The organism is Kribbella sp. NPDC056861 (assembly GCF_040687575.1).
In the GTDB taxonomy this organism is placed as follows: domain Bacteria; phylum Actinomycetota; class Actinomycetes; order Propionibacteriales; family Kribbellaceae; genus Kribbella.
In genome coordinates, this window is record NZ_JBFBNQ010000003.1 from 813534 (window position 1) to 840304 (window position 26771).

Consider the following 26771-nt stretch of genomic DNA (forward strand, 5'->3'; position numbering starts at 1 on the left):
CCGGCCGCCGGGAACGCCGCTCAGAACAGGTTGCGGAGCTCGCGCCGGGAGGCGATGCCGAGGCGGGCGAAGATGTTGCTGAGGTGGTACTCGACCGTCTTCGAGGTGACGAAGAGCTCGGCGGCGATCTCGCGATTGGTGAGATCGCGGAGCACCAGTTCGGTGACCTGTCGTTCGCGGTCGGTCAGTTCGGGCAGCCGGTCGGGAGTCGGCTCGGCGGTGAGCGCGGCCAGGGCGGCCAGATCCGGGGCGAGCCGCCGGCGGTAGGGCGCCGCCGACAACGCGCTGAAGCACTGGTCGGCCGCGGTCAGCCATCTGGCGGCACCGGCCCGGTCGCCGGCACTCAGCAGCCGCCGGCCGTGGTCATGGAAGAGCTGCCCGTCCGCCAGCCGGGCGCGGGCGTCGAGCAACGTCGCGAGATAGTCCTCGGCCAGCGTGATCGCGAGCTGTTTGCTGCCCTCGGCCTCAGCCTGCCGGGCGGTCAGCCGGCAAACCGTACTGCCCAGCATCATGCTGTACTGCGCGCGCTCCCGCAGCGCCGCGAGCTCCGTGGCCGCCTCCGCGAGCTGGCCGCTGTGCTGCAACGCGTCGATCAGCAGAGGTCCCCACCAGCTGCTCCACCACTCGTGCTGCCCGGCGACGTCGCCGCCTCCGCCTCGCAGACCGGGCACCGCGCTCAGGGCACGCAGTACGCCGCGGTAGTCGCCACGGGCTTCACACAGCGAGGCGGCGGCGATCGCGGCGTACCGGAGGTCCTGCGGTCCGCCGACGCGGCGGGCGGCGATCTGGGCCGACCGGACCAGGGCGTCCGCGGTCTTCCAGTCGCCGCGCGCGGACGGCACCAGCGAGTGGGCCAGGTAGCTGATCACCTCGTTCATCGCCGGCTGGTCCTCGTCCACCAGCAGGGACGCCCGGCGCATCGTGAGCAGGCTGGTCTCCCAGTCGCCGAGCTGGAACTGCGCCGCGGCCAGGTAGCAGTGCGGTTGTACGCCGGACAGCATCGGCACGCCGGCCTCCTGGCGGCGGACGACCTCGGTGAGGTCGCCCTCTGCCTCCTCGATCAGACCGGTCAGGACCCGGATGGCGCCCCGGCAGGCCAGCGACTCCAGATCGTGGCTGGAGACGTCGGAAGGGTGCTCCGACAGGTGTCTCAGCTCCTCCAACCCGGTCAGCAGACCGTCCCGGCGGCTGCGCGCGACCGCACGCAGACAGATCACGTAGTCCCGTTGCTGCACCGGTACTCCGGGGGTGGCCACCGCGACCTCCGCATACCCCAGGGCCTCCTCGATGTCGCCGCGCCAGACGCTGATACCGGTCAGACCGGCCGCGGCGGTGCCCCGGATCCAGGCGTCCTTGCTGCTCGACGGCGCGACCGTGAACGCCTCCCGGAGGTGATCGGCGGCGGCGCGACGTTCCCCGGTCAGGTAGAGCTCGCACAGTCCGAGGGCCAGGCTGCGCAGCGCCGACGGCGCGCAGCGGCCGGCCCGTGGATACAGGGCTCTGGCCCGGCCGCGGCTGGGACTGAAGATGAGGTGGATGATCGACATCAGCAGCAGCTTCTCGCTGAGCGGACCCCACGGCGCCAGGTCGGCGGCCCAGCTCAGGAAGGTCGCGGCCGTCGCGTGGTTGCCCTCGGCAGCTTCTTCGGCGGCTGCCTGCTCCAGCTCGCCGGCCAGCACCGCGTCGGTCGAGCTGACCGCGGCGACCCGGTGCCGCCAGGCCAGCAGGTGCTCGACGGTGGCGGCTGCCCGTTCGTGCAGTTCGCCGCGCCGGACCGGGTTCAGCGAGGTGTAGATCGCCTCACGCTGCAGGTCGTGGGTGATGGTGACCGGACACGACGGATCCTCGGGGAACCAGGTCGCGAGGCCGGCCTCGATCGCCGGGCCGAGTGCCTCGGTCGCCGCCTCGACGCCGGCCACCTCGGCGGCCTGGGCCAGTGACGGCCGGCCGCCGAGAACGGCCAGCGCCTCGAGCAGAGCCTGGGACGGCTCGGGCAGACTCTCGAAACCGCGCTGGACCGCGGTGGCGACCGACGGCGGCACGGCCTGTCCCCAGTCGATCCCGGGGGAGTACTGGGTGCCGACCTCCTGCAACATCGTGCGCAGCAGCAGCGGATGACCGCCGGTGAACGAGTGGAACCGCCGTACTGTTGCTGTTGGCAACTGACGGCCGGACATGCTGCGGGCCAGCTCGGCGACGTCCATCAGGTCCAGACCACTCAGCTCGAGCTGCAGGTCGCCGGGGACGGCACGGATCAGCCGGGACAGCGCCGGATCGCCGGCCGGGGTCTCGCTGGAGCGGGCCATCAGCACCACCAGGAGTTGCTGGTCCCACATCCGGCGGAGCAGGAACCGCAGCACCTGCAGGGACGAGTCGTCGGCCCACTGGAGGTCGTCGACCACGATGGCGACCGGGGACCGGCTACTGAGGGTGCCGATCAGGTCGAGCAGTCCGCCGCCGATGGCGATCGGGTTCGCGGCCGGCAGGTTCCCGGTGCCGAGGGAGGGGGTACGGGACCGGATCTCGGCCGGCACCCGGGTCAGCAACTGGTCGACGATGCCCAGCTCCAGCAGGCGTTCCGCGGGATCACCGCTGGCGGACAGCACGGTGAAGTCGTCCAGGCCGTCGAGGAACCGCGCGATCAGGAAGGACTTGCCGATCCCCGGCGCACCCTGGACCAGCACGGTCTGGTGCTGGCCGGCCCGCACTTTTCCGGCCAGCTCGGCCAGCCGGGCCAGCTCTTCGGTCCGGCCGACGAAATCTCGGGACGGCCGGGCGGCGACGTTTCGGATCATGGGCGCCTCAACTCCCTGGATCGGCGAAGAGGGGGGTTCGCCGATCCCTGCCAGCTATGGCAGGTCAACTGCCCAACTGATCCTCAGGGAACGAAGTTACGCCCGAGGCGCGATATCCGGCACAAGTTATCGATCCGTGATCAACGATCAGAGCCGACCGCCGCCGTTCACCGCCGGGTCAGCCGACGATCACCTGGCCGACGGCAACGATCGAGGCGGTCGGCGCCGGCGCCGGATCGTTGCAGGTGAGAACCTTGTCGCCGGCAACGGCGACCGGCTTGCCGTTGATCAGTACCAACGGGTTGACGGCGATCACCGTGCCGCGGTTGTCCGGCGGACGCTGGAAGTAGCCACCGGTGGGGACATGTGGCGGCAGGTTGACCGCGACGCTGCCGTGTACGGCGGCCGGCTTGCCCTCGATCAGTACGTCGGTGCTGCAGCCCGTCATGATCCGCCCGGCGAACGGCATCGACGTCGGTGTCGGCACCGGACCGCCCGACGAGGGCACCATCACCACATGGATGTCGGTGCCGATGACCTGATCACCCAGCTTGGCCGCGGGCTTAGCCATCACGGACTCCTTCGGTGATCCGTGCCGCCGGCCGTCGAGGAGGACGGCCGGCGGCTCTCGGGTCCCCACCTCGGGCGAGCTCGGCAGGGAGTGTTCCGCCGCTGCCCAAGGCGGCGGACTTCGTCGTACCGGCGGGGCCGGTGACGCCGAGATCGATGAGCTCCGGCGGCCGGGCCAGGGCACTGTCGTCCAGTGCCGGCAGGGGTGCGGTCGCGACCAGATCGAGACTGCTGCGAGGGCTCAGGCCGAGAGCGGTCCAGATGTCCGCCGAGGCAGCCGGCAGAGCCGGGTTGCCGATGGCAAGCGTCACCGTGCCGCGGGCCCGGCTGAGGGAGCCGGCCAGGTCGGCCGTTCCGAGCACGGGTTTGTTCGCGACCGCTCGGAGGACGCCGCCGAGCAGCGCGAACTCCGCCGCGAGATCACTGGCCCACGCGGTCACCAGGAAGCAGAAGTCGTAGCGTCGTTCCGCTCCGGCGCGGCTGACCACCCGCCCGTCGGCGCCGCGATCCTCGGTCCAGACCCCAGCCGAGCCGGTCTCCCGGTTCTCCAGCACCCGATGCAGGAACAGCCCCAGCGCTCCGGCCGGTGCCTGCTCGCCGGTCCGCCACCCCTCGGTCGGCGGCTCCAGCCGGAACTCGACCCCGGCCGGCAACTGCCCGCGCAGTACGCCGGTGAGGGTCTGGCCCAGGTCGTCGAGCATGCCTCCACTGTCCGGTGGCCGTGGGCAACCAGCCAGGAAGGTGCGTGCAGCGGTCCGGGCGATCCGGTTGGCCCGATGGGGCAGCTGTTCGTGCACCGGGTCTTGTGGTGCGCCGGGGGCGTGCCGACGCACAGTTGCGACACACCGATTCATCGGAACAGCTGCTCAGCCAGGAGGTCCGGATGCCGTCGTACATGTCCCCGGGTGTCTACGTGGAGGAAGTCTCCTCGGGCTCCAAACCGATCGAGGGCGTCGGTACGGCGGTCGCCGCGTTCGTGGGATTCGCCGCGAAGGGCCCGCTGAACGATCCCGTGCTGGTGACGAACTGGACCCAGTTCGTGGAGACCTTCGGTCAGTTCACCGAAGGCGCGCTGCTCGCGCACGCCGTCTACGGCTACTTCACCAACGGCGGCGGTACGGCGTACGTCGTGCGGGTCGCCGGCGGTCCCGGCAAGCCGGCCGAGCTGAACGGCAGCCGGCCGGGCGGTCTGGCCGAGCTGCCGAGCCGTGGCGACGGCAAGCCGCTGGTGATCAGGTCGCTGGAGAGCGCGCAGGCAGGTCCGCCGGTGAGCGTCGAGATCCAGGATCCGTCCGAGCCCGGTGACGACGTCTTCAAGCTGGTGGTCAGGTCCGGCCCCGAGGAGGAGGTCTTCGACAACGTGACCACCCGGCGGGGCGCGGCGAACGTGGTCACCGCGCTGCGGAAGTCGAAGCTGGTCACGGCCGACGAGGTGAAGGGCGCGGCGCTCGCGGTTCCCGAGCCGGGGGTCACCACGCTCGCCACGACGGAGCCGGCCCGGCGTACCGCGGGAGTCGAGGACTATGTCGGTGACGCCGACGAGCGGACCGGGTTCTCCGGGCTCGAGGCCGTCGACGACATCACGATGCTCTGCGTACCCGACCTGATGACCGCGTACCAGGCCGGCACTCTCGACCTGGCCGGCGTGAAGGCCGTCCAGCTGGCGATGATCGCGCACTGTGAACTGATGTCCGACCGGGTCGCCATCCTCGACCCGCCGCCCGGGCTGCGGCCGCAGCAGGTGAAGGACTGGCGGCTCAACACGGCCGGCTACGACTCGAAGTACGCCGCCTTGTACTGGCCCTGGGTCCAGGTGTCGGACCCGAGCAGTGGCAAGCCGTTGTGGATGCCGCCGAGCGGTCACGTGGCCGGCGTCTGGGCGCGCAACGACGACACCCGTGGAGTACACAAGGCGCCCGCCAACGAAGTACTGCGTGGGGTCCTGGAGCTGCAGTCGACACTCACCCGCGGTGAGCACGACCAGCTCAACCCGATCGGCGTGAACTGCCTGCGGTTCTTCCCCGGGCAGGGCATCCGGATCTGGGGAGCGCGGACGTTGTCGAGTGATCCGGAGTGGCGTTATCTCAACGTACGCAGGCTTTTCAACTACCTGGAGAAGTCGATCCTCGGCGGCACCCACTGGGTGGTCTTCGAGCCGAACGACGAGTTTCTCTGGTCCTCGGTGGAGCGGATCATCTCGATGTTCCTGCGCCGGGTCTGGCGGACCGGGGCGCTGTTCGGCCGGACCCCCGAGGAGGCGTACTACGTGAAGTGCGACGCCGAGAACAATCCGCCGGAGAACCGCGACGCTGGCATCCTCACCGTCGACATCGGGATCGCGCCGGTCAAGCCGGCGGAGTTCGTCGTCTTCCGGCTGTCGCAGTTCGCCGACGGCACGGAGCTGCAGGAATGACGCCGACGGTGGCGGCCGTGCTGGACCCGCCGCTGGTCAGCGCGCCCCGGTTCGTGGTGATGTGCGAAGGCTGGACTACCGGGCTCGGGTTCTCCAAGCTGGCCGGGTTCAGCTCGGAGGTCGAGCACCAGGAGTACTCGTACAACAGTCGGCTCGGCAACGTGCACACCAAGCAGTTCGGCCGGGCCAAGGCGCCGTCGATCGTGCTCGAACGTGGCCTGGACCGCAACGGCTTCGCCCAGCTCTACGGCTGGCACTACCTGGCCCGGACCAACAACCCGCTGGCCAAACTGCCCGCCGCGTTCGACATCCTCGGCAAGTCCGGGGACCCGGCGATGAGCTGCCTGCTGGAGAACGCGTGGTGCTCCAAGCTCGAGCTCGACGCGGCCCAGGCCGGCGGTGCCTCGGTGGTGATGATGCGCGCCACCATCATCTGCGACTCGATCATCCAGCTGTGACCGGTCCGGCGGCGACGCCCGGCCAGGAAGGAACCGACGATGGCAGGTAACACCCAAACCCAGGACCAGGTCGTCAGCGCGGCCCGGTTCGTGGTCGACTTTCCCGGCTCGCCGGTGGGGCGGATGGCGTTCTCGGAGCTGGGCGGGATCAACTCCAAGGTGGCCTCGCAGGAGTACATCTACAACGATGCCACCGGCAACACCGTGCACACCAAGCAGTTCGGCAAGACCGAGCCGCCGACCATCTCGCTGAAGCGCGCCGTCGACCAGGCCGGCACCAACGCCATCCTGCTCTGGCACGCCAAGGCCCGCGGCGGCGATCCCACCGCCCGGGTGCCCGGCACGCTGAGCGTGTACGACGCGGGCAAGAACCTGCAGGCGATGTACTACCTGACCAACGCCTGGCTGTCCGAGGTGGTCATCTCGTCGATGAAGGCCGGTGCGTCCGACGTCGCGATGATCGAGTGCAAGATCACCTGCGAGGAGATCAGCGGGACCCGCTCGTGACGGCGCTCGCGCCGCCCGACCAGGGACTGCGCACGGAGTACCCGTTCGTGCTGCCGCGCGGGTTCGTCGACGAGCAGGGGACGCTGCACCGCGAAGGTGTGATGCGGCTGGCGACGGCGCGGGACGAGATCACCACCCAGACCGATCCGCGGGTCCGGCAGAACCCGGCGTACCTGACCGTGCTGCTGCTCGAGCGAACCCTGGTCCGGCTCGGCGCGCTGCCGATCGTGGACACGCTGGTGGTGGAGTGCCTGTTCGCGTCGGATCTCGCGTTCCTGCAGGACCTGTACCGGCGGATCAACCAGAGCGGGCACACCGAGGTGGACGTCTCGTGCCCGGCGTGCGGGCACGGTTACGCGGTCGACATCGCCGGTGATGCCCCGGGGGAAGCCTGACGACGTACTCGGCCGAACGCCTCTGGGAGGAGGTCGTGTACGTCGCCTACTACCTGCACTGGTCGCACGCCGAGATCCTCGATCTGGACCACGCCACCAGATCGACGGTGATCGAGGGCATCGGCCGGATCAACACCCAACTCGACGGCGCGCAACCGAACCAGATGTGGAGGTGAGGAGATGGCTTGGTATCGGCCGTGGAGGCGTGCCGGTGGTGTGGTGCCCGGTGGTGCGTCCGCCGGTGCGCCGTCCGCTGAGGCCGGCGGGGTGTCTGCCGTCGTGTTCGGCGAGTTGCCGGTGGAGTCGTCGCCTGGACCTCGTGCGTGGGCGCGGGCGCCGCGGCTGACTCCGGTGGTCGAGCTGCGGCCGCCGATCCCCAGGTCGTTGCTGGGAAGCCCTGAGGTCGCTGGAACCCGGGAGTTGTTGAGTCCGTTGAGCACGGTGCTCCGGGCGAGCGGGCAGGACGAGCCGCCGATCGGGGTGGTGTCCGGGTTGGTGCGCGTGTGCGCGGCGGACGAGCTCCTGGCCGACGAGCCGTCGGGGCCGGTGGAGAGAGTGCTCAGGTTTCGCCGTTTCCGCTGGAGCAGACGTGGTGGCTCTCAGCGACCGGAATCGCTTGTGGTGGTGGACGAACCGGCTGTTGAAGAGCCGCAGTACGCCCCCGCCGAGGGGGAGGCGGCGACAGCTGACGAGGTGCCGGTGGTGCGGCGGCGTGCGGCGGTGGTGCGGACGGAGATACCCGCGCGGGTGTCGATTGTTGCTGCTGGCCCCGAGTTTGTCGGCCCGCCGGCCGAGCCGGGGACGCCGTTCCGGAGTATCGGCGAGTTCGAGCGGATGCTGGCGGAGTACGAGGCGAACGATGTGGCCGGGTTGGCGTTGCTGACCGGATTCAGTTCCGTCGCGCCGGCGCCGCCTGCGCCGGTCGCTCCGGTGCCGCAAGCCGCGCCGGAGCCGGTACGGCGTACGCGTCCGACGCTGGCCCAGACCCGCAAACGCGCCCTTCGCGCCGATCCGGAGTCGATGCCCGAAGCAACAGATTCTTCGCTGGAGCCGGCGCAGGAGCCCACGGCGGTGAATCCGGACGAGGTCGTAGAGCGTGCTGCCGCAGGGGAGGCCGAGCCGGTGGTGCACCACGCGGAGGTAGCTGAGGTGGTGCATGCGCCGTCGCGGAACACCGCGGTCGAGCAGGCAGATGTCGAGTCCGCCGAGATCGACCCTGGCGCGGTCAGGCAGCTTGGTGGCGAGCACCCCCACGGCGTGCACTCCCGCGTCGAACCCGGCGGTGTCGACTACGCCGGTGCGTGGCGTCCCCATGTTGAGGATGCGAGGGACGAGCAGAGCGGTCTCGGCCGGAGCGGTGTTGGGCACCTCGGTGTCGGGCAGGGCGGTCTCGGACAGAGCAGTGTCGGGCGGGGTGAAGACGCTGTTGCTGAAGTCGAGTCGGGTGGCGCCCAGCCGGCTGGCACCGGCTTGGTTGGGAGCGGGCTGGCGGGTATCGGGCAGCGCGAGGTGGAGCGTAGTGATCTGCGCTGGCGTGGGGACTCCGGCTGGAGCGAGGGCGGGCGTAGAGACGCCGACTGGAGTGGCGGCGAGCGCGGGGGCGCCGGGTGGAGTGGGAGTGAGCAGGGGGACGTCGGCTGGAGCGAAGGCGGGCGTGAGGGAGCTGGGTGGAGTGAGAGTGAGCAAGGGGACGCAGGAGGGAGTGGAGGCGAGCGTGGGGACGCCCGCTGGAGCGAGGGTGGAGGTGTTTACCGGCGTGGAAGTGCTCAGCTGAGCGGGGTGGATTGGCTTGCCGGTAAGGAGTTTGTTGGGGGAGAGCCGCCGGCGGTAGAGCGTTTCGGTGGGGGAGCGGTTCAGCGGGTGGATGAGTGGGTGGAGCGGGTGCCGGCTGGGGTGGGGCAGGCGGTAGGGGCGCGGCTTGGAGTTGCTGTCGGGGACCTCGCGGTACGGCGTGGTCCGGCGGTTGGTGCTCGGGCGGCGGCGATGTCGGCCCGGGCGTTCAGTGTGGGCGGGGGGATCTATCTTCCGGATGAGGCAGGTGACCTCAGCGAGACCGGAGCGCAGGCGTTGGTTGCCCACGAGCTGGTTCATGTCGTCCAGCAGCAGCGGCTGGGGGCGGAGTTGCCTGCTGAGCAGTCGTCCTGGGGGCAGCAGCTGGAAGAGGCCGCAGTACAGACCCAGCAGTGGTTTCGATCGCAGGGCGCGTCAGCGCCGCTGGTGCACAGGCGGCCCGGGGCCACCGCGGCGATCGACCAGGGGGTGCAGCTCGCGCCGATCGCGGCGAGCTCGATCGCCGAGCACGAGCACGAGCACGAGAGTGAGTTCGCGAGCTGGACCGCCGATCCTCCCGATCAGTTCCCAGGCGGCGGTGTGCCGGAGTACGCCGGTCCGGCCAGTGATCCCGCGGCCGGCCGGTCCCACCGCAGTACCGCGAACCAGGAGATCGCGTTCTCCAGTTGGTCTGCCGCTGACCACTTCGGTGCTGCCCCTGCAGAGAGCCCGGCGGACGACGAGCAGATGCTCGCGCGGCTCGAGCGGCTGGAGACCTCCGTGGCGGCACTCGAGGAATCCGGTGACGACTTCGCCGTGCGGTTCGACCAGCCGTGGGTGATCGGCCGGCTGGCCGACCGTCTCTACGCCACCCTCCGGCAGCGGCTGCGCAGCGAGTTGCTCATCGACCGGGAGCGCCGCGGCACTCTCGCCGATCTACGTTAGGAGACCAGCGATGCCCTCGATCCCGTTGTCCGCCGGTAAGCCGCTCGAGCAGCTGACCGGCCAGGTCGGTATGTCGCACCGGTACGTGATCCAGATCGACGACTCCGACTACGAACTCGGCGCCTGGACGAAGGCCGCCGGGCTGGGCGTCAGCTGGCAGAAGCACACCTACCGGGCCGGTAACGCGACCTACGAGTCGATCCTGCCGGGCAACGTCAGCTACACCAACATCACCCTCTCCCGGGCGGCCGGTCGCGACTCCGGCAAGGTGCAGAAGTGGCTGGTGACGGTCAGCCAGGACCGCCGGTCGCTGAGTGGCGCGATCTACCTGGTCGACTTCCTCGGGCTGCCCGTCGTGACCTGGGAGCTGCGGGAGTTCTTCCCGATCGGATGGCGGCTGACCGAGTTCGACTCCGGCGGTTCGCGGCCGGCGATCGAGACGCTCGAACTGACCCACACCGGATTCCTCAAGGCCGAGAGCAAGGCGCCGTGAAAGCGCTGAGCATGCAGACCGTGACCAACCCGGCCGCCGCTGCCGCCGGTCTGCGGGGCGCCAGGTCGGGCACGGGTGACAGGGCCCCTCGGCTCGGCATGACGATGTGGTTCAACGTCGTCGTGCCGGACCTCGATCGCGGTTCCGGTACGACGTCCCTCGGCTACTGGTCGGCCTGTTCGGGCCTGGAGGTCCAGCTGACGCCTGAGGGACCGTTCATCAGCGGCGGCGACTACGGCACGCCGCAGTACCTGCCGGGCCAGGTCACGTACAACAAGGTCGTCCTGCAACGGGCGATGACCGCGCAGGGCACCCGGATGGTCCGCCAGTGGCTCGAGGCCCAGACGAAGCAGTGGGCCGACGGGAAAGGCGCGGCGGAGCGGCAGCACCAGTCCGTGACGGTCGAGATGCGCAGCGGCCTCGGTCTGCAGGACGCAGTGATCCATCGGTGGGTGCTCAAGGCCGCGATCCCGGTCGCCTGGGCCGCGCCGCCGCTGACCACCAAGGGTGGGGACGTCGCGCTCGAGAGTCTCACGCTGGTGCACAGCGGTTTCCTCGACAGCGCCGAGGCGGCCGCGGACTGCAGGCTCACGCTGACCGAGGAGACCCTCGCCACGAACCAGCTGGCCTTCCTCTACAACCCGATGAAGATCAGCCTGAGCAAGTCGCGGGAGACCGAGAGCAAGCACACGCAACTGCACAAGGAACCGCCGGTGGTCGACCCGAACAGCCTCAAGATCAGCCTGGGCGAGCTCAGACTCGAAGGCTGCCGGGAGGTCGCGGCCGGGGTCAAGTACCTGACGAGATGGCTCGACCTGGAGCCGGCCACCGGCAGATCGGCGATCGCCCCGGCTACGGCCGAAGGCAAGCCGCCGGTCTGCGATGCCTGTGAGCAGAGGCTGCCGTCGCCGAAGGATCCGTCGGCCGGTGGATCGCCCAGAGTGCTGGTACTGCGGTGGGGGCAGGCCCGGGAGATCCTGCCGGAGAAGGTGCTGCTCAAGAGCTTCGACGTGGAGTTCACCAGGTTCACGCCGGCCGGTGAGCCGAGCCGGGCGACGGTGAAACTCGTGCTGCAGGAGCATCGGTCCTGGGCGGGCGCGCGGCCTGCCGGCTCCTCCGCACGCGGTCCGGTCTCGATCGGCCGGCAACGCGCCCCGGTCGCGCGTGGCTCAGGCGCGCGTCCGGACGACTCGCTGCGCGGCGGGATCGGAGGTCGGCCGTGACGATGGCACCAGGCTGGTACTCCGAGGCGCAGACCGCCGTCCAGGCTGCCGTGTACGTCGGTGCCGCCCGCCGGTTGCTGGCGGACGAACTGTCGGACCTCATCGTCGGGGTGGTGGTGGACCAGAGTCTGCAGCTGCCCGGGATGTTCGAGATCGTCTTCGACGACCGCGGTCCGGCGCACCGGTTGCCGGCCGAGCTGGCGATCGGCACCGAGGTCGGGATCGCCGCCGCCTCACCGCTGCGGCCCGGTGACCCCCGGCTGCTGATCTCGGGCGAGGTGACCGCCCTCGAGGCGGAGTACGGCGAGACCTCGCTGCTCAGCGTTCGTGGTTACACCCAGGACCACCGGCTGCAGCGGGCTCGGCGGACCAGGACGTTCGTCAACATGTCCGACGCGGACATCGCCAGGAAAGTTGCCCAGGACAACAATTTGGTGATCGGCGAGGTCACCCCCAGCCGGGCCGTGCACGAGCACGTCGGTCAGGTGAACCAGACCGACTGGGAGTTCCTGACCGCCCGGGCGGCGGCGATCGGCTGCCAGGTCGGGGTGGCGGACGGGAAGTTCCACTTCCGGCGGGCGACGGTGGGCGATCCGGTGGCGTTGATGCTGGGGACGAATCTGCTGACCTTCTCGCCGCGGATCACGGCCGGCAACCTCGCGCCCGAGGCGGAGGTGCGGGTGTGGGATCCCCTGGCAGCCAAGGTGGTCAGCGAACGCCATCCGGTGTCGGCGACCGACACCCGGGTCGGTGTCGACATCCGGGCCGCACTGGCTGCACTGAGCAACCGATCCGGTGCACCGGGGGCCGGTGGTCCGGCGTCCGGCGGCTCGCCGACCAGCGCGCCAGGTGGCTCGCGGGCCGGCACACCGGCGTCGGGGGCGGCGGGCGATCTCGGGCCCGCGCCGTCGGAGACGGCGACCGTCGTACCGGATCGGCCGGCTTCCTTCGGTACCGCGACCGCCGCGACCGCCCGCGAGCGGGTGGCCGGTCTGGCCGGCCGGATGGCAGGCACCTTCGCCGAGGCAGTCGGAGAGTGTGTCGGCGATCCCTGGACCGCCGCGGGCCGGGTGGTGACCATCTCGGGAGTCGCGGCGCCGTTCGCCGGGCAGTGGATGCTCACCCGCACCCGGCACGTACTCGAGTCCGGTCGCTACCGGACCAGGTTCGAGATCAGCGGGCAGCAGGACCGGAGTCTGCTCGGACTCGTCGCCGCGGCTCCGGCTGATGCCGGACGGGTCCCGGGAGTCGTCTGCGGGATCGTCAGCAACAACCACGATCCCCTCGCCAAGGGCAGGGTGAAGCTGATCCTGCCGTGGCTGTCGCCGGAGTACGAGACCGGCTGGGCGAGCGTCGTACAGCCGGGTGCCGGCGAGCGCAGCGGTGCGCTCTTCCTGCCGGACCCGGGCGACGAGGTGATGGTGGGCTTCGAGTTCGGTGACCTGCAGCGGCCCTACGTGCTGGGCGGAATCGTGAACAACCGCAGTACCTACAGCCTCGGCGCACCGGCGGTCCGGGCGATCGGGGCCACCGCTGCCGTGCAGTGGCGCGGAATCGTCGCGCCGTCGGGTAACCGGCTGGCGTTCCATGACGAGGTGACCGGCCCGGGCCGGGTCGAGCAGGGGGAGATCCTGCTCGGCAGCGGCGACGGCAACCTGACCCTGCGGATCGACCAGGTCGGCGGCGCGGTGTCGCTGCGCTGCCTGCCGGGCCAGGCGACCCGGCCGGGGGAGAAGGGCCGGATCGCCATCGAGTGCGGGCCGGGCGGAGCGATCGACATCTCGGCGGGCGCTGGTGGCTCGATCACGATCGACGGCGGCGCGACGCTGAATCTCAAGGCCCAGCGGCTGAACCTCGAAGGCGCGCAGATCACCGTCAACGGGACCGGACCGGTAGAGGTCAAGGGCAAACCGATCAAGCTCAACTGAGGACGGGGAGATGCGATGACCACCACCGACATCGTCGCCGGGCTGCGGTTCCCGGCCGGCTGTTCGCCGCTGGGCCGGTTCGCCGTGGCGCGCGGTACGGACAAGCTGGAGCAGGGGATGCGGCTGATCCTGCAGACCTATCCGGGCGAACGGGTGATGCGCCCCGACTTCGGCAGCCGGCTGCGCGACTTCCTGTTCGAGGCGATCACTCCGGCGACCACGGCGCGCCTGGCCGACGAGGTCGCGCGGGCGATCGGCGCCTGGGAGCCACGGGTCGAGGTGGAGCGCGTCGACACGTCGGCGGACGCCGGCGCGGACGGCCTGCTGCACATCGTCGTCGGCTACCGGGTGCGCGCGACCGGCGAGGCTGCCGAACTGGTCGTCGACTTCCGCACCGACCGGCATCCGTCCGCAGGCGGGAACTGATGGCGCTGCCTGCTCCGGACCTCGACGACCGCCGGTACGCCGACCTGGTGGCCGACGCCGTCAAGCTGGTCCGCCGCTCCTGCCCGGAGTGGACCGACGAGAACCCGTCCGATCCGGGGATGACGCTGATCGAGGCCTATGCGTTTCTCACCGACCACCTGTTCGGCCGGCTGAACCAGGTCCCGGACCGGCTGCACCTGAAGTTCCTCGAACTGATCGGGCTGCGGCTGGTTCCGCCCACGCCGGCGAAGGCGCTGGTCACCTTCTGGCTGGCGTCACCGGCCAGGTCGGCGGTCACCATCGCCCGCGGTACGGAGACCGGCACCGTCCGGACCGAGGCCGCGGCGTCAGTGGTCTTCTCGTCGACCGCGGACCTGGTTGTTCCGCCCTGCTCGGTGGTTGGGGTTCTGGCGCGATCGGCAGACGATCCCGACCCTCGTGAGCCGGGAGCTGAGCTGCTGCAGGCCTTCTCGACGCCACCGCAGCCAGGTGACGAGTTGCTGGTCGGGCTCGATGGCGCGGTGCCTTCGGTGGCGGTGCAGCTGGACTTCGCCGGGCAGACCGAAGGGCTTGGCATCGATCCGCGGAACCCGCCACTGGCCTGGCAGGCGTGGACCGGGTCGTCGTGGACCGGGTGCGAGGTCGAGCGGGACGAGACCGGCGGGCTCAACCGGTCCGGTTCACTCGTGCTGCATCTGCCGCCTGAACACCAGACCAGTGTCATCAACGGGCAGCTGGCCGGCTGGATCCGCGCTCGGGTGATGCCCGCGGAAGAAGGGCAGCCCATCTACACGGCTTCGCCCGTCGTACGGCGGATCGAGGCGGGCAGCGTCGGGGGGACGGTCGAGTCGGTGCACGCGGAGCTGGTGAGCGACGAGGTACTGGGGAAGTCGGACGGCGTACCGGGGCAGGTGTTCACCGTCCGGTCGGCGCCGGTCCTTGCCGGGCTCGGCTCGCCGGTGATCGAGGTGAGCTCCGACGACGGCTGGCAGGACTGGACCGAGGTCGAGGACTTCGCCGCGAGTGGGCCGGCGGACCGGCATTTCCGGCTCGACGCGGTGATCGGTGAGATCGCGTTCGGGCCGGTCGTCCGGTTGGCCGACGGTGGGCTGCGGCAGCACGGCGCAGTACCGCCGGAGGGCGCGATCCTGCGGATCCGGGACTATGCGACCGGTGGGGGAGCGATCGGCAACGTGCCTCGGGCCGCGATCGCCGCGCTGAAGTCGTCGATCCCGTTCGTCGCGGAGGTGGAGAACCGGCAGGCGGCCCAGGGCGGGACCGACGGCGAGACGCTGGCGCAGGCGCGTGACCGGGCGCCGATCCTGCTGCGGACCCGGACTCGCGCGGTCACGGCGGAGGACTACGAGGCGTTGTCGCGGGAGGCGGTGCCCGAAGCGGCGAGGGTTCGCTGCATCACGGCTGACGACCGGAGTACGGCGGGGACGGTGAGGGTGCTTGTGGTGCCGGCCGCGGCGCAGCGCGACGGCGTGATCACCTTCGCCGACCTGGTGCCGTCGCCGGAGCTGATGGAACGCCTGGCGAACCGGCTGGAGCAGGTGCGGCTGGTGGGCACACAGGTGTCGGTCGAGCCGCCGAAGTACCGGGGGGTGACTGTGGTGGCCCGGCTGGTCGCCCGGCCGCGGGTTGATCGCGACCGGGTCCAGTCCGAGGCGACAGCAGCCTTGTACCGCTTCTTGAATCCCTTGCCTGGTGGTGGTTCCGACGGCCGCGGCTGGGACTTCGGCCGACCGGTGCGCACCGGTGACGTCTACGCGGTGCTGCAGGCGGTCGGTGGCGTCCAGGCGGTCGAGGACATCCGGCTGTTCACGGCGAACCCCGTCACCGGCGAACGCGGGACCGAGCAGCAGCGCGTCGATCTGGAACGCAACAGCCTGGTGTTCTCGTTCGAACACCAGATCAGGGTGGAGGAACACTGATGCTGGTCTGTGGAGACTGTGGACACCACAACGGTTCGAAAGACACCTTCTGCGGCTCCTGCGGCCACTTCCTGGAGTGGAACGCCCAACTGGTCCGCACCGAGGAGCCGGCGCCACCACCCGAGCCGGAACAACCCGTCGTACGGCGAACGCTGCTGACCCGAATCCAGCGTGCCACCGCCGAACTGATCGCTGGTCCGACCATCGAACAGCCCGCCCCTGCTCCCGCCGGCGGACCTCCCGCCATTCCCCCACCCCCAGGCGCCGCGCCTCCACCCCCACCACCTCCTCCCGGCGCCGCGCCCCCACCGCCTCCACCGCCCCCGCCGCCTCTCGGCGCTGCGCCCCCGCCACCTCCGCCGCCTCTCGGCGCTGCGCCCCCGCCACCTCCGCCGCCTCTCGGCGCTGCGCCCTCACCGCCTCCGCCGCCTCCCGGCGCTGCGCCTCCAACACCTCTCGGCGCCGCGCCCCCACCACCACCACCACCACCTCCGCCGCCCCTGCGCGCCGCCCCGCCGCCACCCCCACCTGCTGGTTCTGCAGCGCCAAGGCGTGTTGCCGGCTCTTCGCCACCTCCGAGCGCTTCGCCACCCCCACCACCGCGTGGTACCACCGTCACCCCGCCACCCCCGCGCGGTACTCCCGCCTCCCCGCCGGCAGTCGGCGCTGTCGCCTCCCCGCCGTCTCCGAGTGGGCCGCCGCCCGCGGCCGAGCGGTCTGCTCGGTTGGTTGCGCCGATTGTCGAGGAGGTGCCGTCGCCCGAGGTGGTTCCTCAGCTGGCCAAGGTGCGCCCGGCGCCGGCGCGGCGTACTGCGCCGAGCAGTAAGCCGCGGCCGGGGGAGCTGATCTGTGGTGAGTGCGGCGAGGGGAACGCCCCCACGCGGAAGTTCTGCCGGCGGTGTGGGCACTCGCTGGCCGAGGCCGAGGTGGTCCGGGTTCGTTGGTGGCGGCGGCTTCGGCGCAAACCCAGGACGTTGGCGGCCGGGGCACGTCCGCGCCGGCCTGGTGATGCGAAGGGCCGGCGGGTTCTCCAGACCGCCATGATGCGGGTCCGTACCGCGGTCGGCGTGCTGATCCTCGTCTTCGGCCTGCTGGCCGGGTTCTATCCGCCGTTGCGGACGGTGGTCACCCAGCAGATCGGCAATCTCAAGCAGAAGGTGGCCGGCGTGGCCGACACCGCGCTGACGCCGATCCGCCCGGCCTCCGTGCAGGGTGCCGGGACGACGGCCGATCACCCCGCGAAGGCGGCGTTCGACACCTTCACCAATACCTCCTGGACGGCCGTCTGGAATGCGAAGAAGGTGCCTACGGCAACTGTTCAGCTCGATCGCCCGGTGGCGTTGCGCAAGGTGATCGTCAGCAACGGCGACCGGAAGACCTTCGCCGCGCAGCTGCGACCGGCCAGCTTGATGTTCAAGTACTCGAACGAGAAGTTCGACCTCGTGCAGCTGGCCGACACCCCCGAGCCGCAGGAGATCGCGTTGCGGAACGCGGTCGGTGTCAGCAACATCACCGTCACCATCGTCAACGTCTTCCCGGCGCAGGACGCCAAGACGGTCGCCCTGTCCGAGATCGAGCTCTTCGGCATCGGCTGAGTCGCCGGCCAGACCCACCACACACGTCAAACCAGGAGGACGGATGAGAGGAACACCCGGCGGCCTCGGTACGCCGTACCCGCTGGGATCTCTGCTGCCTGGGGTGTTCCAGGAGGACGAGTTCCTGATCCGGTTCACCGCCGCCATCGACGAGCTGATCGCGCCGGCCATCGCCACCTTGGACTGTCTCGCCGCGTACGTCGATCCTGCGCTCGCGCCGCCGGACTACCTCGGGTGGCTGGCCGGTTGGGTCGGCACCGAGCTGGACGAGACCTGGAGTGTCGAGCAGCAGCGCGCCGCGATCGCGCAAGCGGTCGAGTTGCATCGTGGCCGCGGCACCATCGGCGGGCTGAGCCGGCAACTGGAGTTGGCCACCGGCGGCGAGGTGGAGGTCACCGACACCGGCGGTGTCCGCTGGTCACTCGAGCCGGTGGACGACCACACCGGCCACCCGCCCGCGCGGCTGACGGTCGTCATCCGCGGTACGGACGTGAGTGCTGCCGCCGTTGACGACCTCGTGAACGCCGCCAAACCCGCGCACGTCCCGCACGAAGTTCGAGTCGAACCGCTGAACACCCCAGCCTGAGAGCGCGGGTGCTCAGCGGCGGGAGGTGAAGCCTGGCGGCTGGTAGCTGCCAGGGACCACCAGCAGCGGGCTCTGGGCCCGGACCGACGTCCCGCCAACGCCCGCCGTCACCGGCCACGTGCCGGCGCTCGTCTGCGGGAAAACCAGCATCTGCTGGGAGAAGGTCCCGTCCGGCTGAGCCAACGCGATCGACGAACTCCGAGCGCCAGGCGTCACGAAGGTGAGGGTGATCGCCTGCCCGGGCGGGAAGTTGCGCCCGCTGACAGTCACCACCCGGTTCGGCCGGACCACCGCCGGGTCGGTCGTCAGGGTCGGCGCGGTCGCGGTACTGCGCAGCGCGACCAGATGCCGATAGGTGAGGTCCGCCGTCACGATGTCGAGTACGCCGTTGCGCTGACCGGCGTTCTGCGGGGTGGTGGTCACCTGGATCGTGCAGCTGCCACCCGGGCTCAGAACCGTGCCCGCACAGGTGTTTCCGGCGACCGCGAAGTCGCCGGCCGTGAAGCGAGGACCTTCCAGTACGACGACCTCGGTCACGGTGATCGACGTGGTGGCAGCGTTCCGGACGGTCAGGGTCTGAGCTGGACGCGCGACCAGCGCAGTCCCGGCACCGGCGAAGATCACCGGCTCCGGCGACACCACCAGCCCGCCGCTCTCGCCCGGCGGTTCAGGAGGTGGAGGTTCGGTCGGCGGTGAGGTCGGCGGATCCACCGGTGCATCGGTGCCAACAGCAACCAATTGTGCAGTGGTGGCGGTCCCGTCCGGCAGCTCGATCCGAAGGCCGGCCTGCTGTTCCCCGCCCGCGCCCGGAGTGAAGGTCACCGACACCGCACAGGTTCCGGTCTCATGCAGCATTGCCCCGACACAGTTCTCGGCCCCCGTCAAAGCGAAGTACCGCGCATCAGGTCCGGTCACCGTGATGGCTCCCACCCGAACCGGCCCGAAGCCGATGTGCCGTAGTACGACGGTCCTCGTCACGGTGGTGCCGACAACAACGGATCCGAAGTCGACAGGATCGCTGAGCAGACCAGGACGGAACGCCCGCGCGAACACCGCGCCGGCACAGCAAGGCTCCGGTAGCAGATCATCACCTGCCGACGAGAAGGTGAGGACAGCGCCATCGGCGGACAGTTGCGGAGCCTGACTCGGTCCCTCGGCCGGACAGGCGGATGCGTCTTGGCTGCCGCAATCGGCCACCGCGGCAGGTGAACCGAGCTCACCGGCCAGCCGCGGCAGCCCCGCGACGGCACGCTCGGCATCCACCGTCAGGTCCCGCAGCACGATCGCGGTACGGCCGGATTCACCGTAGTCACCGTGCATATTGGCCGCAGAGCTCTCGAACGCCACGTAGCGCCCATCGGACGACAGCGCGGGAGCGCGACCCTCCTGCGGTAGCCCGTTCACATCTGCTGAGGCGACCGAGGCCGTCACCGACGCGCCGCCACCCGGTCCCAGCGCGCCGTCGCCATCAGGATCACGATCGACGACGACGGTACTGACCGCTCCGACGATGCCGGGATCCTGCTCGAAGGCAACCACTCTGCCGTCGGCCGAGATCACCGGATGATGGCCGAGCCCGGTCAGATCGCCGTCCGGCCCGTAGTCCACGCGGTCGATCCTCGCCGTCGCGAGCTCGAAGGCCTGGACAGTCGAGAGCCGGCCGATCGGAGGGGTCGGGACCAGAGCGGTGAACACCACGGTGCCGCCGTCGGCGGACACGTGAGGAGCCTCCTCGGTGCCCAGCGCGGTCGGCAGGTTCTGCAGTGGCCTGGTGAAGAGGTCGGGATCAGGAGGGTAGGGCCGGCCTGCTGGGTCCTTGCCGATCCGGGCGACCACGACATCGGAGAGCTCCGCGTCATCTGCCGTCTCCTGCCAGCTGATCACGTCCGCGTCGGCGGACAGACTGGGCTTGGCGCCGTCGGGCGGAGTACCGGAGAGTGGCACCGGGCTGAAGTGCTCGTAGGCGTAGTCCATCGACTCGTCCGGCCGGCGTTCGTCGAAGATGCCGTCGCCGTCGGGATCGCGGTCACACAGCAGGACGCGCCGCCCGCTGGGCCAGTAGCCGTCCTGCAGGTTGCGCGCGACGCTGTCGAACGCGACGTACCGGCCGTCGGCCGAGATCGACGGCTGACCGCTGTCGCCGTTGCCGAGCTCCTCGTTGGCCGCCGTACGCCGGATCGGCGCGGCCCGGCCGCGGAAGGAAGCGAGCGCGGTCTGCGGGACGCCCCGGCTGATCAGCACGGTGTGCCCTGGCGACCGACGATCCCGGACGTAGACGTTGACCGGGTCACCGGGGACCGGCCGCACGCCGGGATCGAGCTGCGTCTTGGACTCGAACGCGACGTACCGGCCGTTACCGGAGATCGCCGGCGCGCTCGCGGCCGCCGGGTCACCGCCGCCGTCCGGCACCGACAGCACCTGGACCTCGGCGGCGGACGCCACCAGCGCGACCGGTACCACGGCGCCGAGGTTGATGGTTGCGGTGAGCAACACTCCGGTCAGGATCAGGGTGCGCGCTCTGGGAATCCGTCGGTGCACGGTGGTCCTCCTGCTCGGATCGCTTCGAGCGTAGGGACGGGCAGGTGGCGACGGGTGCCCGATGGTCGCGGCCGGCAGGCAGCCCGGACTGCCCGATCGGGCAGCAAAGACATCGCGTCCGGTTAGCCCCGGACGACTGCCGGGCGGGTCGTCGCCGGGCCAGGCTGATCGGCATGGCAGCCACAGCGTCCTTGTCGGAAGACCACCTCGCGATCGAGCCGGGCGAGACCGGCCGCTGCGAGCTCGCCGTCACGAACACGGGGAGCCTGGTCGACCAGTTCTCGATCACGCTGGTCGGCGTCCCCGGCGACTGGGTGACGATCGAACCCGCCACGGTGAACCTGATGCCGGCCACCAGCGCGACGGTGACGCTCGTCTTCGCGCCGCCCAGGTCGTCCGAACTGGCGGCCGGTGAGCACTCCTTCGGGGTCCGGGTGGCCTCGCGCGAGGCGCCGGCGGACTCGGTCGTCGAAGAGGGCACGGTCGAGGTGAGGCCGTACCGCGAACTCGCGGCCGAGCTCGTCCCCGGGAAGCGCCGGGCGCGGCGCCGGGCCCGCTTCCGGCTGGCGGTGGACAACCTCGGCAACAGTGAGACGACCGTCGAGATCACCCTGCGGGATGCCGAGGACGACCTGCGGCTCGAGGCCGACCAGCCGGTGATCGTCACCGCGCCGGGCACCGCCACGATCGTGAAGATCCGGGCTGTTCCGCACCGGCGTTTCCTTCGCGGTCAGCCGAGGACGCTGCCGTTCGAGGTGGTCAGCACCGCCGCCGGCGACGAGCCGATCAGGTCCAGCGGGGTGGTTCTGCAGGAGCAGTTGATCCCGAAGTGGCTGCTGCCCGCGGTGGCCGCGTTCGCCGTACTGGTGGTGGCCCTGGTCGCTGCCTGGTTCGCCTTGCTGAAGCCGGCCGTCGAATCGGTGGCCACCGAGAAGACCGAGCAGCAGGTCGCTCGCGCGGAGACCGCGGCGTCGAAGGCGACGGTGGCCGCGGCGAAGGCCGGTAACGCGGCGACGGTCGCGCAGTTGGCGGCGGGGATCACTCCGACGCCGGAGCCAGGCGAGACCCAGGGCAGCAAACCATCCGTGCCGGCACCCGGTACTCCGTCGCCGAAGCCGAGCGCCAAGCCGAGTTCCAGGCCCACCCCGAAGCCGAGCGCGGTCACCCCGACCGGCCCGGTACCGCTGAGCTTCCGGGTCGCCACCACGGCCAAGATCGTCACGGATGGCTCGTTCGCCACCTTCAGCTACTCGGCGCCGGACAAGAAGAGCGTGAACATCTCCGACCTGGTCCTGCAGAACCCGCGCGGTGACACCGGCATCCTGCGGATCTCCATCGGCAAGGACGTGCTGCTGGAGACCGGGCTGGCCAACTTCCGCGACCTCGACTACCACTACCTCGAACCGCTGCACGCGGAACCGGGACAGGAGGTGACGGTCTCGGTCAACTGCACCGTCCCCGGCGGTGGCGCGGAGCGCTGCACACCGTCGGTCTCCTTCTCGGGTCAGCTGGTCTGAGGACAGAGCTCAGATCATGCCCTCGCGCAACGCGTAGGCGACGGCATGCGAGCGGTTGCGTAGCTGGTAGCGGGTGGTGACGCCGTGCAGGACGTTCTTGACCGTCCGCGGCGAGTAGCTCAGCTGCCCGGCGATCTCGTCGGTGTCGAAGCCGTCGGCGACCAGGCGCAGGATCGCGACCTCGCGGGCGGACAGGCCGGCCAGGCGCAGCCCGCGCGGCGTCAGTACCGCGTTCTGCATGTGGGAGACCTGTTTGAGCAGTCGGTTGAGCAGGTCGGGCGGTAGCTCCGCCTCGCCGACGGCCGCGCGCTTCACCAGATCGGTGAGCTTGTCCGAGGTCACTTCGGACCGGCGGACCAGACCGCAGACCCCGGCCTCGATCACCGAGATCAGATCGCCGTCGTTGAGTGATCCGACCACCAGGATGATCTTGTCCAGACCGTGCCGCCGAAGCCCGCCCAGGATCTCCAGGGTCGCGCCGTCGGGTGTCTCCGCCGCGACCACCGCGACGACGGCCTCGCTCAGGTGTTCGTCGGGCACCACCCGCAGATCGGGCTGGAACCGCAACTGGCTCTCCACCCCCGCTCGTGAGATCGGATCCGCCGAATAGGCGTAGACCGGAACCCGAAGTCCCATCGTTCCTCCCCGTGTCGTGGCGTGAGGCAACGATGCGCGTCCGGTCCGGCCGAACGCCCTAGGGCCGGTCCCTAGGGACGCCCCAGTTCCCTGCCCTGACCTAAACTCGGGCGGGTGACCCACTGCCCGGCCCGGTACGACGAAACGCTCGGGATGTGGGTCGTCGACGAGCCGGCTGAGGTGCGTTCGGTGCTCCTCGATCCGGCGACGTTCCGGCCGGACAACGCCGTCGTCGCGCACACCGCGCTGAGTGTGAAGGCGTTGCGGGTGCTGCAAGGCGCCGGGTTCGCGTTGCCGCCGACGCTGGCGAACAACGCGGGAGAGTCGCATCGGCCGATCCGGGCGGCGGTGGCTCGGTTCTTCAGCCCGGCAAGGGTTGCTGCGGTCGAGCCGTTGACGCGTCGGCTGGTGGCGGAGCGGGTCGAGTTGGCACGTGCCGCGTTGGAGGTTGGCGCGGTCGATCTGGTGGAGCTGGTTGCCGCTGAGCCGCCCGCATTGGTGTTGCTGGAGCTGCTCGGGTTGCGGGACGTCGACGTACCGGCGTTGAAGGCGTGGAGTCGCGAGTCGCTGGAACTGTTCTGGGGTTGGCCTTCCGAGGACCGGCAGTTGGAGTTGGCGCACAGCGCGGCGGAGTTCTACGGCTGGTTGCGGGAGCGGGTGGTCGCCGCTCGGCGGTTGCCGGGTGAGGATCTGTTCGGCGTACTGGTGCGGCTGGGGTTGAGCGACGAAGAGGTGTGCGCGGTCGCGTACTTCCTGCTGATCGCCGGCCAGGAGACGACGACGCAGCTGATCTCCACGGCGATGTACCGATCGCTGACGGAGTCAGTGGAGCTGGATCAGGTACTTCGTGAGTCGTCGTCGGTGCCCACCTGGCGACGGGTCACCGCCGAAGCCACGATGGTCGGCGACGTGGAGTTGCCCGCCGGTGCGCCGATCCTGCTCGGGCTGTCCGGGCATGGTGGGCCGGCGGATCTCGCCTTCGGGCTGGGGATTCATCGCTGCCTCGGTGCCGGCCTGGCCCGGCTCGAGGCGCGAGTTGCCCTGGAGGTCACCGGGCCGCTACTGGCTGCTGTGGAGGCGGTCGAGGCAGTACCGCCGATGATCGAACTGCTCTCGTTCCGGGCGCCGGCCCGGGTGCTGGTGAGAACGCGATTACAGCCCTGCTGACCTGCACCGATACCCTTTGCGGGTGACTGAGCATGAGCTGGTTCTGGTCGTCGACTTCGGGGCGCAGTACGCGCAGTTGATCGCGCGCCGGGTGCGCGAGGCGAACGTGTACTCCGAGATCGTGCCGTCCTCGATGCCGGTCGAGGAGATGCTGGCCAGGAACCCGAAGGCGATCGTCCTGTCCGGCGGACCCCAGTCGGTGTACGCCGAGGGCGCGCCGCGGGTCGACTCGGCGCTGTTCGAGGCCGGGGTGCCCGCGTTCGGGATCTGCTACGGCTTCCAGGCGATGGCGCAGACGCTGGGCGGCGACGTACGGCGTACCGGGCTGCGGGAGTTCGGCCGGACGCCGGTCACTGTGAGCGAGCCGGGCACGCTGCTGGCCGGGATCCCTGCGGACCTCAACGTCTGGATGTCCCACGGTGACGCCGTGCACGCGCCGCCGGTCGGCTTCGAAGTACTGGCTGCTTCGTCGGGCGCCCCGGTCGCGGCCTTCGAAAACCTGGAAGCCAGGCTCGCCGGCGTGCAGTGGCACCCCGAGGTGCTGCACTCGCAGGCCGGCCAGGCCGTGCTGGAGCACTTCCTGCACAACATCGCCGGTCTCAAGGGCGACTGGACGACCACCAACGTGGTCGAGGAGCAGGTCGAGCTGATCCGTCAGCAGGTCGGCGACAAGCAGGTGCTGTGCGCGCTGTCCGGTGGCGTCGACTCCGCCGTCGCGGCCGCCCTGGTGAGCAAGGCTATCGGCGACCAGCTGACCTGTGTGTACGTCGACCACGGGCTGCAGCGCTCCGGCGAATCCGACCAGATCGAGAAGGACTTCGTCGCCGTCACCGGTACGCGCCTCGTCGTGGTCGACGCGGAGGACCAGTTCCTCGGCGCGCTGGCCGGGGTCACCGATCCGGAGCAGAAGCGCAAGATCGTCGGCCGCGAGTTCATCCGCACCTTCGAGGCGACCGCCCGCCAGCTCGACGCGGACCGGCACATCGAGTTCCTGGTCCAGGGCACCCTCTACCCGGACGTGGTCGAGTCCGGCGGCGGCACCGGTACGGCGAACATCAAGTCCCACCACAACGTCGGCGGCCTGCCGGACGACCTGCAGTTCTCGCTGATCGAGCCGCTGCGGACGCTGTTCAAGGACGAGGTCCGCGAGCTCGGCATCGCCCTCGGCCTGCCCGAGTCGCTGGTCTACCGGCACCCGTTCCCCGGCCCCGGCCTGTCCATCCGGATCATCGGCGAGGTCACCAAGGACCGCCTCGAGATCCTCCGCGCGGCCGACCTGATCGCCCGCACCGAGCTGACCGCGGCCGGCCTGGACCGCGAGATCTGGCAGTTCCCGGTGGTGCTGCTCGCCGACGTCCGCTCGGTCGGCGTCCAGGGCGACGGCCGCACCTACGGCCACCCGGTCGTCCTGCGCCCGGTCACCAGCGAGGACGCGATGACCGCCGACTGGGCGCGGCTGCCGTACGACGTACTGGAGAAGATCTCCACCCGGATCACCAACGAGGTCGACGAGATCAACCGGGTTACCGTCGACATCACCAGCAAGCCCCCGGGCACCATCGAGTGGGAGTGACACCCCCCACCTGTGAGGATGGGCCGCATGGCTGAAAGAGATGTTGAACGGGAGTATTCGGTAGCCGACTTCGCCGCGAAGCTGCGGCGGCTGGCTGATGCCCTGGAGTCCGGCAAGCCGTTCCGGATCCAGGTGGCCGGTGAGCGGTTCACCGTGCCGAAGAACGCGCAGGTGAGCGTCGAGCACGAGCGCGGCGACGACGAGGAAGAGATCGAGTTCCAGCTGAAGTGGAGCCTGGCCGACGCCGACGAGGACCCGGACGACGACACCGAGGTCTGACCATGTCGAAAGCCCAGGAGGTTCGCTTCCTGGGCTTTTTGCCTGCTTCCTGAGAGTTCCTTCACAATTCGGCGGGAGCGCTTGTGGGGTAGGCGTTCGTACCCCCAGAGTTATCCCCCGTGGGGAAGTCTCTGGGTGGGGTGAGGGTCAGTCGTCGGCAGTTGCTCGGAGCCGGCACCGTGCTGGCCGCGACCGGCGCGACGATGGTCGGTACGTCGGCATCGGTATCGGCCGACACGTACGGCTCGGGCGAGCTCGGCCCGTGGCGCGAACTACGCCACGCGGTCTCGAACGACGAACAGATCCGCCGCGTCCGCGAGACCGACGGCGTCTTCATGTTCGGCGACAGCATCGGCGTCCAGGACGGCAACGACCTGGCCCTCCGCCTGACCAAACTGACCGGCAAAGCGCTCGCCATCCACTGCTGGTCAGGCCAACCGGCGGAAGGCGCTGTGGATGCCCTGCAAACCTGGGCAACGCAGTACGGCCTCCCCAGCCGGATCCTGATGGCCACCGGCACCAACGACATCTTCAAGCCCCCCGCCTTCGGCCCCCAGGTCGACCGCGCCCTCCAGATCGCCGGCCCGACCCGCACCGTCTACTGGGTCAACACCAAGGTCTCCCGCACCAGAGAATCAGACCTGACCCAACGCGCCGACCTCCGCAACAGCGCCTGGATCAACCGCCAACTCGACGACGCGGCGCGGCGGTATCCGAACCTGAATGTTGTTCGCTGGTCGGAGTTTCTGGGCGAGGTGAAATACCCGCATCGGTATCTGCGCGATGGGTTGCATACGTCGGTGCCGCTGGGGCAGCACTGGCGCAATGAGCTGATCCTCAGGGCTCTGCGGAAGCCGGTACTCCGCTCCGGCCCGACTGCATAGCCTGCCCCTTCACCCGGCTCGTGACGCTGCGCGTCACCTCGCAACCAACCAGGGCGAGCTGTTGCCGGCGCCCTGAGCAGCCTCGTGATGCTTCGCGTCACCTCGGCGATAGGTGTCATAGAGCAGATACGGCCGT

23 protein-coding genes are annotated in these 26771 nt (G+C 70.2%); 18 read left to right on the forward strand and 5 right to left on the reverse strand.

Going from position 1 to position 26771, the window contains the following annotated elements:
• Window positions 1–20 precede the first annotated feature (20 nt).
• The 3 genes from AB0P21_RS17770 to AB0P21_RS17780 all read right to left on the reverse strand — a co-directional run bounded on the left by AB0P21_RS17770 (window position 21) and on the right by AB0P21_RS17780 (window position 4066).
• The gene (locus tag AB0P21_RS17770; RefSeq protein ID WP_363697810.1) at window positions 21–2795 is read right to left on the reverse strand and encodes an AAA family ATPase; all 2775 of its coding nucleotides are present in this window, start codon (window positions 2793–2795) and stop codon (window positions 21–23) included.
• Between the two features lie 178 nt (window positions 2796–2973).
• Window positions 2974–3366 carry a PAAR domain-containing protein gene (locus AB0P21_RS17775; protein ID WP_363697812.1) on the reverse strand — a complete coding sequence of 131 codons (393 nt, stop codon included), beginning with the start codon at window positions 3364–3366 and terminating at the stop codon, window positions 2974–2976.
• Window positions 3359–4066: a Pvc16 family protein gene (locus AB0P21_RS17780; protein ID WP_363697813.1), complete on the reverse strand. Its 708-nt coding sequence runs from the start codon at window positions 4064–4066 to the stop codon at window positions 3359–3361. The genes AB0P21_RS17775 and AB0P21_RS17780 overlap by 8 nt, the downstream gene beginning before the upstream one ends.
• A gap of 182 nt (window positions 4067–4248) precedes the next feature.
• On the opposite strand from AB0P21_RS17780, the gene AB0P21_RS17785 reads away from it, so the two are divergent.
• The 13 genes from AB0P21_RS17785 to AB0P21_RS17845 all read left to right on the forward strand — a co-directional run bounded on the left by AB0P21_RS17785 (window position 4249) and on the right by AB0P21_RS17845 (window position 18041).
• Window positions 4249–5778, forward strand: a complete 1530-nt coding sequence (locus tag AB0P21_RS17785) for a phage tail sheath subtilisin-like domain-containing protein (RefSeq protein ID WP_363697815.1) — start codon at window positions 4249–4251, stop codon at window positions 5776–5778.
• Window positions 5775–6236 carry a phage tail protein gene (locus AB0P21_RS17790; protein WP_363697817.1) on the forward strand — a complete coding sequence of 154 codons (462 nt, stop codon included), beginning with the start codon at window positions 5775–5777 and terminating at the stop codon, window positions 6234–6236. The genes AB0P21_RS17785 and AB0P21_RS17790 overlap by 4 nt, the downstream gene beginning before the upstream one ends.
• A gap of 39 nt (window positions 6237–6275) precedes the next feature.
• Window positions 6276–6743 (forward strand): phage tail protein, encoded by a 468-nt coding sequence (locus AB0P21_RS17795; RefSeq protein WP_363697819.1) that lies wholly within the window; start codon window positions 6276–6278, stop codon window positions 6741–6743.
• A complete protein-coding gene (locus tag AB0P21_RS17800) occupies window positions 6740–7138 on the forward strand; it encodes a hypothetical protein (RefSeq protein WP_363697821.1) in 399 nt (132 codons plus the stop codon). The genes AB0P21_RS17795 and AB0P21_RS17800 overlap by 4 nt, the downstream gene beginning before the upstream one ends.
• On the forward strand, window positions 7135–7314 hold the full coding sequence (locus tag AB0P21_RS17805; protein WP_363698445.1) for a DUF6760 family protein: 180 nt from the start codon (window positions 7135–7137) through the stop codon (window positions 7312–7314). The genes AB0P21_RS17800 and AB0P21_RS17805 overlap by 4 nt, the downstream gene beginning before the upstream one ends.
• Before the next feature lie 4 nt (window positions 7315–7318).
• A complete protein-coding gene (locus AB0P21_RS17810) occupies window positions 7319–9853 on the forward strand; it encodes a DUF4157 domain-containing protein (protein ID WP_363697823.1) in 2535 nt (844 codons plus the stop codon).
• A 10-nt stretch (window positions 9854–9863) separates the two neighbouring features.
• Complete coding sequence (locus AB0P21_RS17815; RefSeq protein ID WP_363697825.1) at window positions 9864–10346, forward strand: phage tail protein; 483 nt, start codon at window positions 9864–9866, stop codon at window positions 10344–10346.
• Between the two features lie 11 nt (window positions 10347–10357).
• Window positions 10358–11569: a phage tail protein gene (locus AB0P21_RS17820; protein ID WP_363697826.1), complete on the forward strand. Its 1212-nt coding sequence runs from the start codon at window positions 10358–10360 to the stop codon at window positions 11567–11569.
• Window positions 11570–11571: 2 nt separating this feature from the next.
• Window positions 11572–13497 carry a phage baseplate assembly protein V gene (locus AB0P21_RS17825; protein ID WP_363698447.1) on the forward strand — a complete coding sequence of 642 codons (1926 nt, stop codon included), beginning with the start codon at window positions 11572–11574 and terminating at the stop codon, window positions 13495–13497.
• Window positions 13498–13512: 15 nt separating this feature from the next.
• Window positions 13513–13923, forward strand: a complete 411-nt coding sequence (locus tag AB0P21_RS17830; protein WP_363697828.1) for a GPW/gp25 family protein — start codon at window positions 13513–13515, stop codon at window positions 13921–13923.
• Complete coding sequence (locus AB0P21_RS17835; protein ID WP_363697830.1) at window positions 13923–15860, forward strand: putative baseplate assembly protein; 1938 nt, start codon at window positions 13923–13925, stop codon at window positions 15858–15860. The genes AB0P21_RS17830 and AB0P21_RS17835 overlap by 1 nt, the downstream gene beginning before the upstream one ends.
• A gap of 725 nt (window positions 15861–16585) precedes the next feature.
• Window positions 16586–17455 (forward strand): zinc ribbon domain-containing protein, encoded by an 870-nt coding sequence (locus tag AB0P21_RS17840; protein ID WP_363697832.1) that lies wholly within the window; start codon window positions 16586–16588, stop codon window positions 17453–17455.
• A 43-nt stretch (window positions 17456–17498) separates the two neighbouring features.
• Window positions 17499–18041 (forward strand): phage tail protein I, encoded by a 543-nt coding sequence (locus AB0P21_RS17845; protein WP_363697833.1) that lies wholly within the window; start codon window positions 17499–17501, stop codon window positions 18039–18041.
• A 12-nt stretch (window positions 18042–18053) separates the two neighbouring features.
• Here AB0P21_RS17845 and AB0P21_RS17850 read toward each other — a convergent pair whose 3' ends face one another.
• Window positions 18054–20579, reverse strand: coding sequence for a choice-of-anchor D domain-containing protein (locus AB0P21_RS17850; protein WP_363697835.1), 2526 nt, complete (start codon window positions 20577–20579; stop codon window positions 18054–18056).
• 173 nt (window positions 20580–20752) lie between these two features.
• Here AB0P21_RS17850 and AB0P21_RS17855 point away from each other — a divergent pair, with 173 nt between their 5' ends.
• Window positions 20753–22096: a hypothetical protein gene (locus tag AB0P21_RS17855; RefSeq protein ID WP_363697836.1), complete on the forward strand. Its 1344-nt coding sequence runs from the start codon at window positions 20753–20755 to the stop codon at window positions 22094–22096.
• Window positions 22097–22105: 9 nt separating this feature from the next.
• Here AB0P21_RS17855 and AB0P21_RS17860 read toward each other — a convergent pair whose 3' ends face one another.
• Window positions 22106–22732 (reverse strand): response regulator transcription factor, encoded by a 627-nt coding sequence (locus AB0P21_RS17860; RefSeq protein WP_363697838.1) that lies wholly within the window; start codon window positions 22730–22732, stop codon window positions 22106–22108.
• Between the two features lie 114 nt (window positions 22733–22846).
• Here AB0P21_RS17860 and AB0P21_RS17865 point away from each other — a divergent pair, with 114 nt between their 5' ends.
• The 4 genes from AB0P21_RS17865 (at window position 22847) to AB0P21_RS17880 (ending at window position 26635) form a co-directional block, all read left to right on the forward strand.
• Complete coding sequence (locus tag AB0P21_RS17865; protein WP_363697840.1) at window positions 22847–23899, forward strand: hypothetical protein; 1053 nt, start codon at window positions 22847–22849, stop codon at window positions 23897–23899.
• 22 nt (window positions 23900–23921) lie between these two features.
• Entirely contained in the window at window positions 23922–25472 is a 1551-nt protein-coding gene (gene guaA, locus AB0P21_RS17870) for a glutamine-hydrolyzing GMP synthase (RefSeq protein ID WP_363697842.1), read from the forward strand.
• A gap of 27 nt (window positions 25473–25499) precedes the next feature.
• Window positions 25500–25751 (forward strand): amphi-Trp domain-containing protein, encoded by a 252-nt coding sequence (locus tag AB0P21_RS17875; RefSeq protein WP_363697844.1) that lies wholly within the window; start codon window positions 25500–25502, stop codon window positions 25749–25751.
• 119 nt (window positions 25752–25870) lie between these two features.
• Window positions 25871–26635 carry a hypothetical protein gene (locus AB0P21_RS17880; protein ID WP_363697845.1) on the forward strand — a complete coding sequence of 255 codons (765 nt, stop codon included), beginning with the start codon at window positions 25871–25873 and terminating at the stop codon, window positions 26633–26635.
• Window positions 26636–26771 lie beyond the last annotated feature (136 nt).